The sequence below is a fragment of the Irregularibacter muris genome (assembly GCF_024622505.1).
Classification (GTDB): domain Bacteria; phylum Bacillota; class Clostridia; order Eubacteriales; family Garciellaceae; genus Irregularibacter; species Irregularibacter muris.
Window position 1 is genome coordinate 73108 of sequence record NZ_JANKAS010000012.1, and the last position, 15335, is coordinate 88442.

Consider the following 15335-nt stretch of genomic DNA (forward strand, 5'->3'; position numbering starts at 1 on the left):
ACAGATTAAGGGGTATAATCGAATTGTAAACGTTATATGTATATAAGAATAGCGCTTGATTTGGAGGTGATGGTGCATTAAGAACATATTTCTAACAGGAGATATTCACGTAGGAAAGAGCACCTTGATCAATAACTACATAAAAGAAAATAAGGATTGTTTCAGGATAATTTCCGGATTTAAGACAAAGGAATTCCTAGAGGATGGATGGTTAAAGGGCTATTATCTTGAAGATCAATTGTCTCCTCAAAAAGACTATACCCTAGTGGGCATAAATAAGCTCTTCCCCAAGGATAAACAATGCCAAGGTATAACTGAAGGTTTTGAAACAAGAGGGGTGGAAATATTAAACAATGCCCTATATTGTCAAAGTGATTTAGTCCTCATGGATGAATTGGGCTTTTTTGAAAAGGAAGCTATCATGTTCCAACAAAAGGTTTACAAGCTATTAGAGGGGAAGACAAAGGTTTTAGGTGTGATCAAAAAGAAAAGCAATCCCTTTTTAGAAAGCATTAAAAAGAGGGAAGATGTTATAATCATGGAGGTCACCTCAGACAATAGAGAGGAAATACCAAAGAGAATCAATAAAATATGGAGGGATAAACATGAAGAATAAAATGGCTTTATTTTTAGTTCTAGTCCTAGTACTATTCAGCTTTGCAGGTTGTGCTAGCAATGTAGACAATTCATCAACACCCCAAGGCTCCCAAGAAGAAAGCCAAGGGGAAATGAAGATCATTACTGCCTATACACCGGCTACTGATTTTATATTAGCTTTAGGAGGTAAGGATAACTTAGTAGGCGTAGATGATAAAAGTGCAAAAAGTGAGCTGTTAAAAAATATAGATCCTAAAAATGAAATCCTTGGTGTAGGAAGCAAAAAAAATGGAATCAATGTAGAACAAGTCATTAGTTTAGATCCTGATCTAGTGATTTTATATCCTGTGGAGGAATCTGATAATACCAAAAAACAATTAGAGGATAATGGGATAAAGGTGATTAGTATCAATCCCGAAACTTTGGAGTCTCTACAAGGCGATATTATGACCATAGGAGAAGCCATAGGCAAAGAAAAAGAGGCTGAAGAATTAAACGCTTATATCAATGAAAAAATCAGTATGGTAAAGGATAGAGTAAAGGATATTGATGAGAAAAAGACAGTATACCTAGCGGGTTCTAGAGGTGTTTTATCTACCCATTCAGGGGACTTTTTCCAACATGAAATCATAGACATAACAGGCGGGGAGGATTTATCTAAGGATTTGGTAGGGGGGTGGAACGAAATATCCGCCGAACAATTGATCCAATGGAATCCAGAGGTTATGGTAACGGTAAATTATAGTCCGGACAATAGGGAGAGTATTTTACAAGATAAATCTTTAAGTTCAATCAAAGCCCTAGAGGAAAGGCAAGTGTATGAAATCCCATCAAAGATTGATTCATGGGATACACCAAAACCTTCAGCAGTCTTGAGCTTTTTATGGATGGGAAAAACTCTATATCCAGAAGCATTTGAAGATGTTGATTTGACGAAGGAAGCCAATGGGTTTTATGAAAAATTTTATGGGAAATCCTTTGAAGATTTAGGAGGCAATATTATTGAAGGAGAGCAACAGCAATAACCATAAAAAAATAATATATGGAGTATTTATCCTAAGCTTCTTTCTAGCCATGATCTCAGGAAGATTCGGCATACAACTAAAGGATTATACACAATTTTTTCCCAATCTGCTTTATTTTCTTAAAACGGGAGAGCCTATCAATCCTGCCTTTACGATATTATTTAGCGTAAGGCTGCCTAGGATAATTTTGGCTATGGCTATAGGAGCGGGACTCTCTGTTGCAGGTCTGATATTTCAGCAGATATTTAAAAATCCTATTGCCTCTCCTGATATCTTAGGGGTATCCTCAGGAGCTAGTTTCGGAGCAGCTCTGGCCATGGTTATTGCTATAAACATACCAGCTTCAGTCCAAGTACTCAGTTTTATATTTGGGCTGATGGCTGTTTTTATCACGTATAGCTTAAAAAAAGTATCGCGAAATGAAAATATCCTGTATTTGGTCCTATCAGGATTAATTGTATCGGCATTTTTCTCTGCTCTTTTATCTTTCATTAAGTATATTGCTGATCCATATCAGCAGTTACCTTCCATTGTATTTTGGACTATGGGGGGACTGTATAAGGCCAACTGGACAAATGCTATCCTGTGTTTTTTCATGGTAGTTATCTTGGGCTTTGTTTTTCAAAAACTAAGTTATAAAATAGGGATATTATCTATAGATGACGATCTAGCCAAAACTATGGGGATAAATATCGGTAAATTTAGAAATGGCATTCTCACATTGGCTGCTCTTATGGTATCTCTATGTGTTAGCGTAGCAGGCACTATAGGCTGGATTGCTTTGATCTGCCCCCATATTTCTAGGCTGATTTTTAGAAATGATAAAAAGCTAACCATTTATACAGGACTAATAGGGGCATCTTCCCTTATGCTATTGGATACTCTAGCTAGGAGCTTAACCACCTCAGAATTACCAGTGGGTATTCTCACTGCCCTTGTAGGAGCACCTGCCTTAGGATATTTTATTATGGTCAAAAAAACCCTTTAGGAGATGTGATTATGGGAATAGAAATCAAGAATTTAAATTTTTCCTATGGAAAGAAACAAGTACTAAAGAATATAAACTTGAATTTTGAAAAAGGAAAAATCTATGGTCTATTGGGTCTAAATGGTTCGGGAAAAACTACCCTATTAAAATTGGTTTTGAATCTTTTAAAGGAAGATCAGGGCATGATTTTCCTGGAGGGCAGGGCCAAAAAGGACTATAGGGAAGAAGAGATATCAAAAAATATAGCCTATGTCCCTCAAAGCATCACCATTACCTATGATATTTCTGTCATGGACTTTCTCATGATGGGCTTCAATCCTTTTTTGAAACTATTTGAAAAGCCCAATAGGGAGCATGAAGAAATAGCAGAGGACTATTTAAGACAAGTGCAAATCTCCCATTTAAGGGAAAAGAATTTAAATTCCCTCAGTGGAGGAGAACTCCAAATGGTTCTAATCACTAGAGCCCTTATACAAAATACAGACTTTATCGTCATGGATGAGCCTGTATCCAATCTCGACCTTAAAAACCAAAGGTATATTATGGATAAAATAAGGGAAGTCAGCCGGAAATATAATAAAACCATGATTATGTCCTTACATGATCCAAATCTAATTAGAAAATATTGTGATAGGGCAATTTTGCTTAAACAAGGAGAAATTATAGGAGAAGGCATAGCCGTAGAATCAATCAATAGAAAAAATCTTAGAGAAATCTATGATATGCCCTTTGAAAAAATAGAGACTACAAATGGTACAAATTATGTAGCCTTATAGGGGGATGAAAAATGCAAGACTATTATTTTGACACCATAAAAAGAGAAATAGCTTCGGGAAAAGTTATCTGTGAGGCAACTATAGTGGAGGTAGAAGGCACTACGCCCAGAGAAGTAGGCACCTCTATGATTATAAAGGCTGATGGAACTACTGAGGGAACCATTGGGGGCGGCCAACTAGAATATATCGTAATTAAAGAGGCCCTACAGTGTATAGAAGGCCAATCCAGTACCATAAAAGAAGTCCTATCTTATAAAAATCATGATGAAAATCAAGAAGTAATTAGTCGGGTAACGGTCTTTTTAAGAGTTTATTTACCCCAGGATAGACTGGTCATTTTTGGTGCAGGTCATGTGGGTTACAGCCTATATAATTTGGCGGTACAAACCCATTTTTCGGTAATTTTATTGGATGAGCGGGAAGGATTTTTTGACGATGCAAAATATCCCCATGCAGCACAACTCATCAGGGAAAACACTCTAGATGCCATAGATCAAAGACTCATCACACCCAACACCTATGTGGTAGTAGTCAGCAGCACGCATAAGTCTGATGAGGAAATATTAAAAAGAGTCATACAATATGACTGCCAATATGTAGGTATGCTAGGCAGCAAAAGAAAAGTTGCCAATATCTTTAAAAACATCCTAGAATCGGGTATAGAAGAGGAGAAGCTACAAAAAGTCTACGCCCCTATAGGTTTGGAGATCGGTGGGGAAACTCCAGAGGAAGTGGCCCTAAGTATATTATCCCAAATAGTAGCGGTGAAAAATGGGAAAGAGGATAGAGTAAGGCATATGAAAAGGTAAAAAGATAGGATTGTATAAGGCTTTCTATTATGGAAAGTCTTTTTTTGTTGGAAAATGTTTTCTAATATTTTAAGATATTTGAAAGATAAAACAGGAAAACCCTTATGTGCTGTGGAATATAAATATTTAGAATGGATAGGTTTTGGGGGATAAAACATATTTATGGGGGAGATAAAAATATGAAATTAGCCAGGAAAACAAAAGGCTATATGATGATCACGGGGTCTGGATTTTTATGGGGGAGTATGTTTTTCTACGCCCAATATTTATTAGATAGGGGATTAGTATCCCAAGATTTTGTGGTGTGGAAACTATTTATAGGGTTTCTTGCTATGTTTATCTATACATGGATAAAGGATAGAACATTATTAAAAATAGATAAAAGGGGACTGGTATTTACTATGTTTATGGGCTTGGTCTGTCATGCTGTCTATAATCTATTTACCTTTCTTTCTATGGAGAAAACCTCTATATCTACAGCAGTATCTCTACTATATACTGCGCCTATGTTTGTCATGATCATGTCTAGGATTTTTCTCAAGGAAATCATTACCTCACCAAAAATCATTGCTCTTATAATCTGTACCATAGGAGTCTTTCTCACCGTAACTGGTGGTTCCTTAAGGGCCCTAAGTTTTAATCTTTCAGGGGTAACCCTAGGACTATTGGCGGGATTTTTCTATGCCATAATGAATATTCTGAGTAAAAGTTTATTAAACCAATATAGCCAGTTAACCATTCTTATTTATACATTTGGTTTTGGGTCTTTATTTTCTCTTGCTTTTTCTAATCCCTTGGTTCCCTTTAAGATGGAATTTGATCCTATCATCTGGCTATGTATTATAGCCTTAGGGGTATTGCCTACGGCTTTGAGTTATTTGCTATTTACCACAGGACTAACCTATGGAGTAGAATCCTCTAAGGCTTCTATTATAGCTACCTTGGAAGTTCCGGTTTCTGTATTAGGATCCTATCTCCTCTTTGGTCAAGAAATTGGAGGCTGGAAGATCGTCGGGATTATTATGGTGCTACTATCAGTGGTGTTGTTACAAAAAGAAAATAACCCCATTACCGAAGTAAGGGGGTTATCTTCACAAAATCATTAAGCTAAATAGAAAAGTATTCCTAAAAATTGAACAACACTGGCACCGAGTACAAATACATGCCAAATAGCGTGGCTATAGGGTAATTTTTTCATACTATAAAAAATGGTACCTAGAGTATACAGTAACCCTCCTATTAAAATCCATAGAAAAAATTCTAAAGAAGCCATTTTAATAATAGGTTTTACCGTAAACACGGCTATCCAGCCCATGATCAGATACAAACTCAAGGACAATTTTTTAAACTTATCCATTTTTTTATAGGTGGATATTTTAAAGACCACTCCAAAGAGGGCAATAGACCATATGCCAGCGAGAATAGCGATTCTTAAATAGCCTTCCATGGTTAAAAGAGCAATGGGAGTGTAGGTACCTGCAATAAAAAGATAAATAGAGGAATGGTCAAAAACCCTAAGAATCTTTTTGGCCTTTTGTTGGGGAATGCTATGGTACAGAGTAGAGGCCAAATACATCAAAATAATGCAAGAACCATAAATACTAAAGGAAATAATGGAAAGGGTATCTCCCTTCTTGATAGAAAAAAACAAAAGAATAGATAGTGCTGCAATACCAAAGAGTACACCTAATCCATGGGTTATGCCGTTGGCTATCTCCTCCCCGAGGGTATACATCTTATCTAGAGGGGATTTTTTTATGTTGTTTTCCATAAAAACACCAGCTTTCTTCAAGTTTTATCATTTTATTCTACCTATTTATTTTGCAGTAGAAATTTGGTCTTGCCCCTAGAGGACCAAACTTTCCTATTGCATTAGAGCGGTGATCGCCGCTTTCTTGATAAAATATTTCTCTATCTAATATTATATACCAACAGAGCCAAGTTAAAGACTAAATTTGAAAAAATTTATGAAAAAGATAAAAAATAAGCCCTAGGGGAATATAGAGTGGAAATATCCATTAAACAATGAGGGTATGCTCATTGAGAAAAAGCGGTTATATATTATAATAGGAACTAAGGATAATGATTCATTGCAAATTATTATCTACAGGTCATGAAGATATAGCAGTGAATAAAATAGGGGTACAATCTATAGTAGAGGAGAGTGATAGGATGAAAATCGCAGTATTAAGTCGAGGGGATATTGAAAAGATCTTTACCATGGAAGAGGCTATTCAGGCCGATAAAGATGCTTTGGAATTCTACTCTAGAGGGGGAAGTACGGTTCCCCTAAGAACCAACATTGATGTTGCTGAGGAAAAAGGTCAAAGTCTTTATATGCCTGCCTATGTAGGTGGTGCAAAGGCCTTAGGAGTGAAAATTGTATCGGTTTATCCCAATAATATTGAAAAGGGATTAACGTCGGTACCGGCCACTATGGTTCTTCTCAATCCAGAGACTGGAGAGGTAGGCGCCCTTTTAGATGGAACCTATTTAACCCAATTAAGAACAGGGGCAGTGGCTGGGGCAGCCACAGATATACTGGCAAGAAAGGATGCTAAAGTTTTTGCTCTCTTTGGCACAGGTGGTCAGGCAGAATCCCAATTGGAAGCGGTTTTAACAGTAAGAAATATAGAGGAAGTTAGAGTCTTTGATATCAGCAAAGAAAGGACAGAGGATTTTGTTCAGAGAATGGGTGAAAAATATGCAAAGAAATTTAATGTAAAGATCATGGCTGTGAGCAATGCCGATGAAGCCATAGAGCATGCGGATATTATCACAGCGGTTACCACGGCAAAGAAACCTGTTTTTAACGGCAAAGGAGTCAAAAAAGGGGCTCATATCAACGGAGTAGGTTCTTACACCCCGGATATGCAAGAAATTGATGAGTATATTCTACTTCATGCAGATAAAATCTATGTCGATACGAGACACGGAGTACTAAGTGAGAGCGGGGATTTTATCATTCCTATGGAGAAAAATAAATTTAAAGAAGAGAGCATTACAGGAGAACTAGGAGAAATCATCATGGGAAAAGTGCCGTCTAGAGACAATGATGAGGAAATCACCTTCTTTAAAACCGTAGGTAGTGGAGTTTTAGACGTAGTCACCTCCCGAAGAATTTATGAAAAGGCCTTAGAAAATAATGCTGGGCAAATTATAGAATTTTAGAATCTTCCCCAGGGTAGAAATGAAAAAAAGAAAGAAGGTAGAAGAATATTAGCAAAAGAAGAAGTTTATTATCCATAATAATCATTATAATTTTAAGTTTTGGACTATGGGGCTGTGTAGATGTTTCTACCACCAGTGAAGACAAAAATCTAAAAGTACATTTTATTGATGTAGGGCAAGGGGACGCTCTACTCATTCAAAAGGATGGGCAGAATATGCTCATCGATGCCGGAGAAAATAAATATGGAAAGACTGTCTACGACTATTTACAAAAAAATGGGGTAACTAAACTAGACTATGTCATAGGTACCCACCCCCACTCGGATCATATAGGGGGATTGGATGATGTTATTAATGGCTTTGAAATAGGAAAAGTGATCATGCCTAAGGTCAGCCACAATACCAAAACCTTTGAAGATGTATTGGTAGCCATTGAGAAAAAGGGACTAAAAATCACCAGTCCTGTGGTTGGAGATAGCTATGATCTAGGAGAAGCTAAGTGGACAGTTTTAGCACCTAATGGGGAAAAATACGACAATCTAAATGACTATTCAGTAGTGATAAGATTAGAATATGAAAATAACTCCTTTTTATTTACTGGAGATGCCGAAAAACAATCTGAGGAGGAAATCCTAAAGGGGGATATTTCTCTTGCCTCAGAGGTTCTCAAGGTAGGCCATCATGGTAGTGCTAGTTCTACCACTGATGATTTTTTAGAAAGGGTAAATCCCAAGACCGCCATTATTTCTCTAGCTACAGACAATAGCTACGGCCATCCCCACAAAGAAATCATAGAAAAACTAGAAAAAAACAATATAAAGACATATAGGACAGATACCCATGGTACCATTGTAGCCAGTGGAGATGGTAAGACCATTACCTTTGAGATAAACAATTTCTCTAAAGAGGATCCTCAAAGTTCAGCCAAGGATTCAAGAGAGTATATAGGAAACAAAAACTCTCAAGTTTTTCATAGTAAAGAGTGTAACCAGCTTCCCCAAGAGGAAAATAGAGTTTATTTTAAAGATAAAAAGCAGGCTAAGGACCAAGGCTATAGACCCCATTCTGTATGTATACCTTAGGAGGGAGTGCTATGAAAGTAATCATAGATGGTTTTGAAGGGAACTTTGCAGTGGTAGAGTTAGAAAATAAAGTTCTTGTGAATATGCCCAAGGAATTAATTCCCCAAGGGGCTAAAGAAGGGGATATATTAGATATTCACATTGATCAAGAGGAAACCCAAAGAAGAAAAAAGAAGATCAAAAGGCTCATGGAAGATTTATGGGAGTGAACTTGTCCAGCAAAAGCTGAACATTGAGACTTCAGATGGGGGCTCTACTGCACCTGAAGCAAAATATTGGAAGTTCTGTCTTATAGAAGGTAGAGTTTTAAATATTGATAAAAATGCTAAAGACCAGTTTTAGATAATGTTCGTGTTTATCTAATTAACTGGTCTTTATTTTTGCTAAACCAGTTAAAATGCTTTGAAAACACGAACAATAATATAAATTATTATAAAATAGTTGACATTTTCTAAAAAGGAAGGTATGATGTATACAAATACAAAAAGAAAAAGTTTTAAAGGAGGAGAACAATGCAAGGAGTATTAGAAAAGAGTTCTAGAGGAAGCCTTTTGGAAAAGGTATTTCAATTAAGTAAGCATAACACCAATGTTCGTACAGAGATGACAGCAGGAGTGACTACCTTTATGACCATGGGCTATGTTTTGATTGTACAATCCAACATGATGGCTGATGCAGGGATGGATAGTGGGGCGGTAACCACGGTCACGGCTTTGCTGGCTGGTGTATTTACTTTGATCATGGGATTGTATGCCAACTTGCCCTTTGCTTTGGCCCCAGCTATGGGAAGCAATGCATTTTTTGCCTATACCTTAGTGGCTGGTGGCATGGTGACTTGGCAAGAAGGACTAGGAATGGTCTTTGTATCAGGAATTATTTTTTTAGGACTCACCCTTTTGGGTTTACGAGAAATGATTGTAAAATTCATTCCCAAAAATGTAAAAATAGCCATTGGTTCTGCAGTAGGCTTTTATATTACTATGCTTGGCTTTAAAAGTGCTCAGTTTATGAGTATTACTGAAGGAAGCCTCTCCATAGGAAATTTTGCTAATCCTACCACGCAGTTGGGACTTATTGGATTGGCCCTTACCGTTATTTTAATGGCCAATAAAGTCAAGGGTGGATTATTAATTGCAATGATCGGTACCACCTTAATTGGTATTCCTATGGGCATTACTACTTTACCTAAGACTTTGGTGTCTCTACCTCCTTCTATTGCACCTATTGCTTTTAAATTGAATATATTAAGTGTTTTAAAATTAAGCTTTATTCCTTTGATTTTTACTTTCTTTGTGGGAGACTTTTTCTCTACTTTAGGTACGGTTTTAGGAGTATCTGCTAAAGCGGGATTATTGGATGAAAAGGGAGACCTTCCTGGTATTGAAAAACCCTTTTTAGTGGATGCTATAGCTACAGTAGTAGGAGCTTTGTTGGGGTCTACCGTCGTTACTACCTTTATTGAATCGGCAGCAGGGGTAGAAGAAGGGGGAAGAACAGGACTCACTAGCGTATCCACAGCTCTTTGTTTCCTATTGACTTTGTTTATTACGCCCCTTGTGATTATGATTCCTTCTGTGGCTACAGCGCCTGCCTTAATCATTATCGGATTAATGATGTTATCAGGAATGAAGGATTTAGATTATGAAGATTTTACCAACTCATTTCCTGCCTTTGTTACCATTATTGTTACTGCCTATACAGAAAGTATTGCTAATGGAATCAGCGCCGGAATTATTTCCTTTGCTTTTACGAAAATAGTTGCAGGAAGATGGAAAGAACTACACTGGGGAATTCTTTTGCTATGTATTCCTTTGGTGATATACTTTATTACACTGTAAATATTTTTAAAAAGGAGAGAGAAATAAAATGAAGATCCGATCTCAAGATAAGAAAGGCCTAATAGAGGCAGCTTTAGGGAAAATTTCCTGTGATATGGTGATAAAAAATGCCCAAGTAGTCAATGTATTTACTGGAGAAATCTATAAAGCCAATGTGGGGATTTATGATGGCTTTATAGTTCATGTGCAGGGAGACCCCGATGGACTAGAAAGACAAGAAAAGGCCTTGGAAGGAAAAGCCTATTATGACGCCCAAGGTCAGTATCTTCTTCCAGGTTTTATCGATGCCCACATCCACATTGAAAGCACCATGATGACGCCCAGAAACTTCACCAAGGCAGTGTTGCCCCATGGGACCACCACAGTAATTACTGATCCTCATGAAATCGCCAATGTCTGCGGTATAGAGGGAGTAAAATATATGCAGGAAAGTAGTCGGAATCTTCCCATACGTCAATATCTATTGGTACCCTCCTGTGTACCGGCAGTGCCTGGAAAGGAAAATGCGGGGGCAGTGTTTACCTCTAAAGAAGTAGAGGATTTATTGGATCTTGAAGGGGTTATCGGTTTGGCAGAGGTTATGGATTATTTAGGGGTTATAGGAAATGATCAAAGAATGGTAGACATCTTAAAATGTACCGAAGATCGAGATTTGTTTATTCAAGGCCATGCCCCTTATGTCAGTGGTAGAGAATTGTCTGCCTATCTTTGTGGTGGACCTAGTAGCGACCATGAAAGTAGAACACCTCAAGAAGTACGGGACAAAATTCGTAATGGTATGTATGTAGATGCTAGGGAAAGTTCCATGTCTAGAAATGTAGAGGCTTTGGTAAAAGGAGCTAAGGATTTTAGATATCTAACCCATCTAACTTTCTGCACCGATGATAGAGAACCTGAGGATATTTTACAGGAGGGACATATGAATGCGGTAGTACGCAAGGCTATTGAAAGCGGCATGCACCCTGTAGATGCCATTCGCAGTGCCACCCTAAACATTGCCCAAGAAGTGGGTATCAAAAACTTAGGGGCTATAGCACCGGGCTATGCAGCGGATATGATGATTGTAGATTCCTTGGAAAAATTGTGCCCTACAGCAGTATTCTCCCAGGGTCAGCTCGTCGTAGAACAGGGGCAGTTAAAGGTAGAGATAGGAGAGCAAGAATTCTCCTTGGAAAAACAAAATACGGTATTTGTAGATCATCTTTCTATGGAAGATTTTAAAATAAAAGCGCCTATAGAAGAGGGTTATATAAAAACTAGGATCATTCAATATGATGGATTAAATTCTGCTACTACTGAATTTGTCCTAGAGGATTTGCCAGTAAAAGAGGGCTATGTGGATATCTCCCAGGATCCTACTTTGAAATTTGTAGTGGTCATCAATAGACATGGAAAGCTAAACACCAAAGGCTATGGAATTGTACGGAACTTTGGTACCCATAGAGGAGCTGTGGCCAGTACGGTATCCCATGATAGTCATAACTTGACCATTGTCTATGATCATGCAAGAAACGGTTATGCTGCGGCAAAGGATCTTATAAGCTTAGGAGGAGGGATCAGTTGTGCTGTAGAGGGACAAGTAGTGCAACATTTGGCCTTGCCTATAGCTGGACTATTATCCCCCAAACCTTGTGAAGAACTGGCTGGAGAAGCTACTCAAATGAAAAAGGCTTTACGGGATCTGGGCTTAACCGAAATAGTTAATCCTTTACTTCGCATTGCTACCCTAGCATTACCTGTTATTCCCTATGCCAAAATGTCTGATCTGGGAATGGTGGAGGTATTGACGCAAGAAATATTGCCGATGTTTGAACAATAGGCCGCTATTTCATAAGGTGCAAAAAATAATTAGACAATACTCCAGACTTGTGGTACACTAATAAAAAAGTAAATAACTTCCTTTAAAATTGTGTCCAGAGAGGCCAGCAAGGAGAAACATAGGATGATATCGTCTATCCTTTTATTTAGAATGTTTAACTTCTTGCAGATGCAAGAAGTTTTTTACTTTTAAGAAAAAGGAAGGAGGGAGAAATTTGAAGAAAAAAGCTATCATTATGGACCAACAAGCCTTAAATAGGGCCATTACCCGTACCTCTCATGAAATTTTAGAAAACAACAAAGGGATAGATGGGGTGACCTTGATAGGAATTCGCAGAAGAGGGGTACCTCTTGCCCATAGACTGGCAGAGAAAATAGAAAGTATTGAGGGACAGGCGCCTCTCATTGGAGAACTAGACATTACCCTGTATCGGGATGACCTAAGTACCATCGCCAAATTGCCAGTATTAAATGGCACAAAGATTGACTTTGATATAAATGATAAAACCATTGTTTTAGTAGATGATGTACTCTATACTGGTCGAACGGTAAGAGCAGCTCTAGATGCCTTATTGGATTTGGGACGACCAAAGGCCATACAACTTATGATTTTGGTGGATCGGGGTCATCGAGAGCTACCTATCCGGGCGGATTATGTAGGGAAAAATGTACCCACGTCTAAAAAAGAAATCATAGAGGTACATGTAACCGAAATAGATGGGGAGGATTCTGTAATCATTTGTGAGGAATAAATACAAAATCCAGAGAAACAAAGATTGATAAATAAAGCACCTTTAAATTTAGTCCAGAGAGGCTAAGAAGGAGGAAGAAAGATGAAGATAATCACAACCAAGATTTTTTGTGTTGAAAAATTATATGACCTTTTCCTTAAACAAAAAAGATAAAGAGTAATAACCATTTTGACATCATTAATGTGGTGTACAAAAGGGCTTATTACTCTTTTTTTCTGTGCTTTAAATACCATTTAACTCAATTTTAAGGAGGAAGAAAGATGAACTATAAAAATCTTTTAGGTTTAAGGGATTTGTCTGCTGAGGAAATACAAGAAATACTAACTACTGCCCATCTCATGAGACCTGTTATGGAAAGTCCCAATAAAAAAATCACCTATCTCATGGGTAAAAATATTTTAACTCTTTTTTATGAATCTAGCACCCGTACAAGAGTATCCTTTGAGTTGGCAGCCAAATATTTAGGGGCAACCACTACCAATGTTTCGGTAGCCACCAGTAGTGTCAATAAGGGGGAAAGTCTGATTGATACCGTAAGGACTCTTCAATCCATGGGGGTGGATATTGTCATCATGAGGCATCCCATGACAGGAGCACCTAAATTACTGGCAGATCATATAGAGGCTAAGGTTATCAATGCAGGAGATGGCATCAATGAACACCCTACCCAGGCTTTATTAGACCTATATACCATTGAAAGACACAAGGGAAGAATTAAGGACTTAAAAGTCGTTATTGCCGGGGATATCTTACACAGCAGAGTAGCCCGTAGCAATATTTGGGGGCTGACCAAGATGGGAGCAAGAGTAGTAGTGGCAGGGCCTTCCACTTTAATCCCTAAAAAGATTGAAAAAATGGGTGTGGAAGTATTTCAGGATATAAAAAAAGCAGTGGTGGATGCGGATGTGGTCATGGCTCTTAGAATGCAAAAAGAAAGGCAGGAAAGTGGGTTATTTCCCTCCCTACGGGAATATCAGCATTACTTTGGCATTGATGAAGGGGTACTAAGCTATGCAAAACCAGAGGTTCTACTTATGCACCCAGGGCCGGTAAACAGAGGGATAGAAATTACCAGCGATATTATGGAGGGGCCTCATTCCACAATTGAAGAACAGGTGACCAATGGGGTGGCTATCCGAATGGCCTTACTTTATCTTATGACTAGAGGAGGAGATAAGCAATGAAAAAATTACTAATCACAGGAGGAAGGGTGCTAGACCCCAAATCCAATAGAGATGGTATTTTTGATATCTTAGTTGAAGAGGGGAAAATAAAAGCCATAGAGGAGAATATTGCCCTAGAAGATGTGCCTAGGATAGAGGCTCAAGCTCTATGGGTTATGCCCGGTCTTATCGATATGCATGTTCATTTAAGAGAACCTGGATTTGAGCATAAGGAAACCATCAAAAGCGGGACTAAAAGTGCAGCAGCTGGGGGATTTACCACCATAGCTTGTATGCCTAATACCCAGCCCGTAGTCGACCAAGCTTCCTTAGTAGAATATATCCAAATAAAGGCCCAGAGGGAAGGATTTGTCAAAGTTAGGCCTATAGGAGCCATAAGTAAGGGCTTGCAGGGAGAAGAACTTGCCCCCATGGGAGAGATGATGGATGCAGGGGCTGTGGCCTTTTCAGATGACGGTAACCCTGTAGTATCCAGTAGCCTAATGAAAAAAGCTTTAGAGTATGCTTCGATGTGGAAGGCTGTCATCATTTCCCATTGTGAAGAGCCAAGTCTTTCCAAGGGGGGATTGATGAATGAGGGGGAGATGTCTACTATACTAGGCATGCAGGGCATTCCATCGGCGGCAGAGGAAATTATGGTAGCTCGGGATATTGCCCTAGCGAGATATACCGGCTGTAGGGTGCATATTGCCCATGTCAGCACAGCAGCTGGGGTAGAATTAATCAGAAGGGCAAAGAGGCAGGGAGTAGCCATAACAGCAGAGGCCACCCCCCATCATTTTAGTCTTACCGATAGAGCCGTGGAGGGCTATGATGCAGACACTAAGGTCAATCCGCCCCTGAGAACTCAAGAGGATGTGGAGGCAGTGCTGAAGGGGCTACAAGATGGCACCATTGATGTTATTGCCACGGACCATGCCCCCCACCATAGGGATGAGAAAAAACAGGAGTACAAATTAGCTCCCTTTGGAATAGTAGGATTGGAAACGGCATTACCTTTAGCCATCACCCATCTCATAAGAAAAAATATTCTAAGCCCTCTCCAACTGGTGGAAAAAATGAGCTTACATCCCGCCAGGATTTTAAATCTATCGGCAGGGACTTTGCAAGTGGGTCAAGAGGCCGATATTACCATTATTGATCCTCAGGCAGAGAAAAAAATAGATAAAAATCAACTTTATTCCCAAGGCCGAAACACCCCCTTTCATGGGCAGTCCTTATATGGACAAGTGCTTTACACCATAGTAGATGGAATCGTGGTGAAAAATTTAGAGTGGATAGAGAAGGGGGAATAA

General features: G+C 38.6%; 15 protein-coding genes. 14 read left to right on the forward strand and 1 reads right to left on the reverse strand.

Going from position 1 to position 15335, the window contains the following annotated elements:
* Window positions 1–85 precede the first annotated feature (85 nt).
* From NSA47_RS12105 to NSA47_RS12130, 6 genes are all read left to right on the forward strand, one after another.
* Window positions 86–616, forward strand: coding sequence for a nucleoside-triphosphatase (locus NSA47_RS12105; protein WP_257532413.1), 531 nt, complete (start codon window positions 86–88; stop codon window positions 614–616).
* On the forward strand, window positions 606–1622 hold the full coding sequence (locus NSA47_RS12110; protein ID WP_257532354.1) for an ABC transporter substrate-binding protein: 1017 nt from the start codon (window positions 606–608) through the stop codon (window positions 1620–1622). Before NSA47_RS12105 ends, NSA47_RS12110 begins: the two co-directional genes overlap by 11 nt.
* Window positions 1600–2610 carry a FecCD family ABC transporter permease gene (locus NSA47_RS12115; RefSeq protein WP_257532356.1) on the forward strand — a complete coding sequence of 337 codons (1011 nt, stop codon included), beginning with the start codon at window positions 1600–1602 and terminating at the stop codon, window positions 2608–2610. Before NSA47_RS12110 ends, NSA47_RS12115 begins: the two co-directional genes overlap by 23 nt.
* 11 nt (window positions 2611–2621) lie before the next feature.
* Window positions 2622–3386, forward strand: coding sequence for an ABC transporter ATP-binding protein (locus tag NSA47_RS12120; RefSeq protein ID WP_257532358.1), 765 nt, complete (start codon window positions 2622–2624; stop codon window positions 3384–3386).
* Window positions 3387–3397: 11 nt separating this feature from the next.
* The gene (locus NSA47_RS12125; RefSeq protein WP_257532360.1) at window positions 3398–4195 is read left to right on the forward strand and encodes an XdhC family protein; all 798 of its coding nucleotides are present in this window, start codon (window positions 3398–3400) and stop codon (window positions 4193–4195) included.
* A 179-nt stretch (window positions 4196–4374) separates the two neighbouring features.
* Window positions 4375–5301, forward strand: a complete 927-nt coding sequence (locus NSA47_RS12130) for a DMT family transporter (RefSeq protein ID WP_257532362.1) — start codon at window positions 4375–4377, stop codon at window positions 5299–5301.
* On the opposite strand, the gene trhA is transcribed toward NSA47_RS12130, so the two are convergent.
* Window positions 5298–5966, reverse strand: coding sequence for a PAQR family membrane homeostasis protein TrhA (gene trhA, locus NSA47_RS12135; RefSeq protein WP_257532364.1), 669 nt, complete (start codon window positions 5964–5966; stop codon window positions 5298–5300). The genes NSA47_RS12130 and trhA overlap by 4 nt on opposite strands.
* A 311-nt stretch (window positions 5967–6277) precedes the next feature.
* Here trhA and NSA47_RS12140 point away from each other — a divergent pair, with 311 nt between their 5' ends.
* From NSA47_RS12140 to NSA47_RS12175, 8 genes are all read left to right on the forward strand, one after another.
* The gene (locus NSA47_RS12140; RefSeq protein ID WP_373370326.1) at window positions 6278–7366 is read left to right on the forward strand and encodes an ornithine cyclodeaminase family protein; all 1089 of its coding nucleotides are present in this window, start codon (window positions 6278–6280) and stop codon (window positions 7364–7366) included.
* Window positions 7367–7530: 164 nt separating this feature from the next.
* On the forward strand, window positions 7531–8448 hold the full coding sequence (locus NSA47_RS12145; RefSeq protein WP_257532415.1) for a ComEC/Rec2 family competence protein: 918 nt from the start codon (window positions 7531–7533) through the stop codon (window positions 8446–8448).
* An 11-nt stretch (window positions 8449–8459) separates the two neighbouring features.
* A complete protein-coding gene (locus NSA47_RS12150; protein ID WP_257532366.1) occupies window positions 8460–8657 on the forward strand; it encodes a DUF3006 domain-containing protein in 198 nt (65 codons plus the stop codon).
* A gap of 303 nt (window positions 8658–8960) precedes the next feature.
* On the forward strand, window positions 8961–10286 hold the full coding sequence (locus NSA47_RS12155) for an NCS2 family permease (protein ID WP_257532368.1): 1326 nt from the start codon (window positions 8961–8963) through the stop codon (window positions 10284–10286).
* A gap of 28 nt (window positions 10287–10314) precedes the next feature.
* Window positions 10315–12105 (forward strand): adenine deaminase, encoded by a 1791-nt coding sequence (ade, locus tag NSA47_RS12160; protein ID WP_257532370.1) that lies wholly within the window; start codon window positions 10315–10317, stop codon window positions 12103–12105.
* Window positions 12106–12319: 214 nt separating this feature from the next.
* Window positions 12320–12856: a bifunctional pyr operon transcriptional regulator/uracil phosphoribosyltransferase PyrR gene (pyrR, locus tag NSA47_RS12165; protein ID WP_257532372.1), complete on the forward strand. Its 537-nt coding sequence runs from the start codon at window positions 12320–12322 to the stop codon at window positions 12854–12856.
* Between the two features lie 260 nt (window positions 12857–13116).
* Window positions 13117–14040, forward strand: a complete 924-nt coding sequence (locus tag NSA47_RS12170) for an aspartate carbamoyltransferase catalytic subunit (protein WP_257532374.1) — start codon at window positions 13117–13119, stop codon at window positions 14038–14040.
* The gene (locus tag NSA47_RS12175) at window positions 14037–15335 is read left to right on the forward strand and encodes a dihydroorotase (RefSeq protein ID WP_257532376.1); all 1299 of its coding nucleotides are present in this window, start codon (window positions 14037–14039) and stop codon (window positions 15333–15335) included. The genes NSA47_RS12170 and NSA47_RS12175 overlap by 4 nt, the downstream gene beginning before the upstream one ends.

Bases quoted from the DNA above. Each gene is read 5' to 3' on its own strand.
- NSA47_RS12110 (WP_257532354.1), top strand. From the start codon at position 606: ATGAAGAATAAAATGGCTTTATTTTTAGTTCTAGTCCTAGTACTATTC.
- NSA47_RS12120 (WP_257532358.1), top strand. From the start codon at position 2,622: ATGGGAATAGAAATCAAGAATTTAAATTTTTCCTATGGAAAGAAACAA.
- NSA47_RS12125 (WP_257532360.1), top strand. From the start codon at position 3,398: ATGCAAGACTATTATTTTGACACCATAAAAAGAGAAATAGCTTCGGGA.
- NSA47_RS12130 (WP_257532362.1), top strand. From the start codon at position 4,375: ATGAAATTAGCCAGGAAAACAAAAGGCTATATGATGATCACGGGGTCT.
- trhA (WP_257532364.1), bottom strand. From the start codon at position 5,966: ATGGAAAACAACATAAAAAAATCCCCTCTAGATAAGATGTATACCCTC.
- NSA47_RS12140 (WP_373370326.1), top strand. From the start codon at position 6,278: ATGATTCATTGCAAATTATTATCTACAGGTCATGAAGATATAGCAGTG.
- NSA47_RS12150 (WP_257532366.1), top strand. From the start codon at position 8,460: ATGAAAGTAATCATAGATGGTTTTGAAGGGAACTTTGCAGTGGTAGAG.
- NSA47_RS12155 (WP_257532368.1), top strand. From the start codon at position 8,961: ATGCAAGGAGTATTAGAAAAGAGTTCTAGAGGAAGCCTTTTGGAAAAG.
- ade (WP_257532370.1), top strand. From the start codon at position 10,315: ATGAAGATCCGATCTCAAGATAAGAAAGGCCTAATAGAGGCAGCTTTA.
- NSA47_RS12170 (WP_257532374.1), top strand. From the start codon at position 13,117: ATGAACTATAAAAATCTTTTAGGTTTAAGGGATTTGTCTGCTGAGGAA.
- NSA47_RS12175 (WP_257532376.1), top strand. From the start codon at position 14,037: ATGAAAAAATTACTAATCACAGGAGGAAGGGTGCTAGACCCCAAATCC.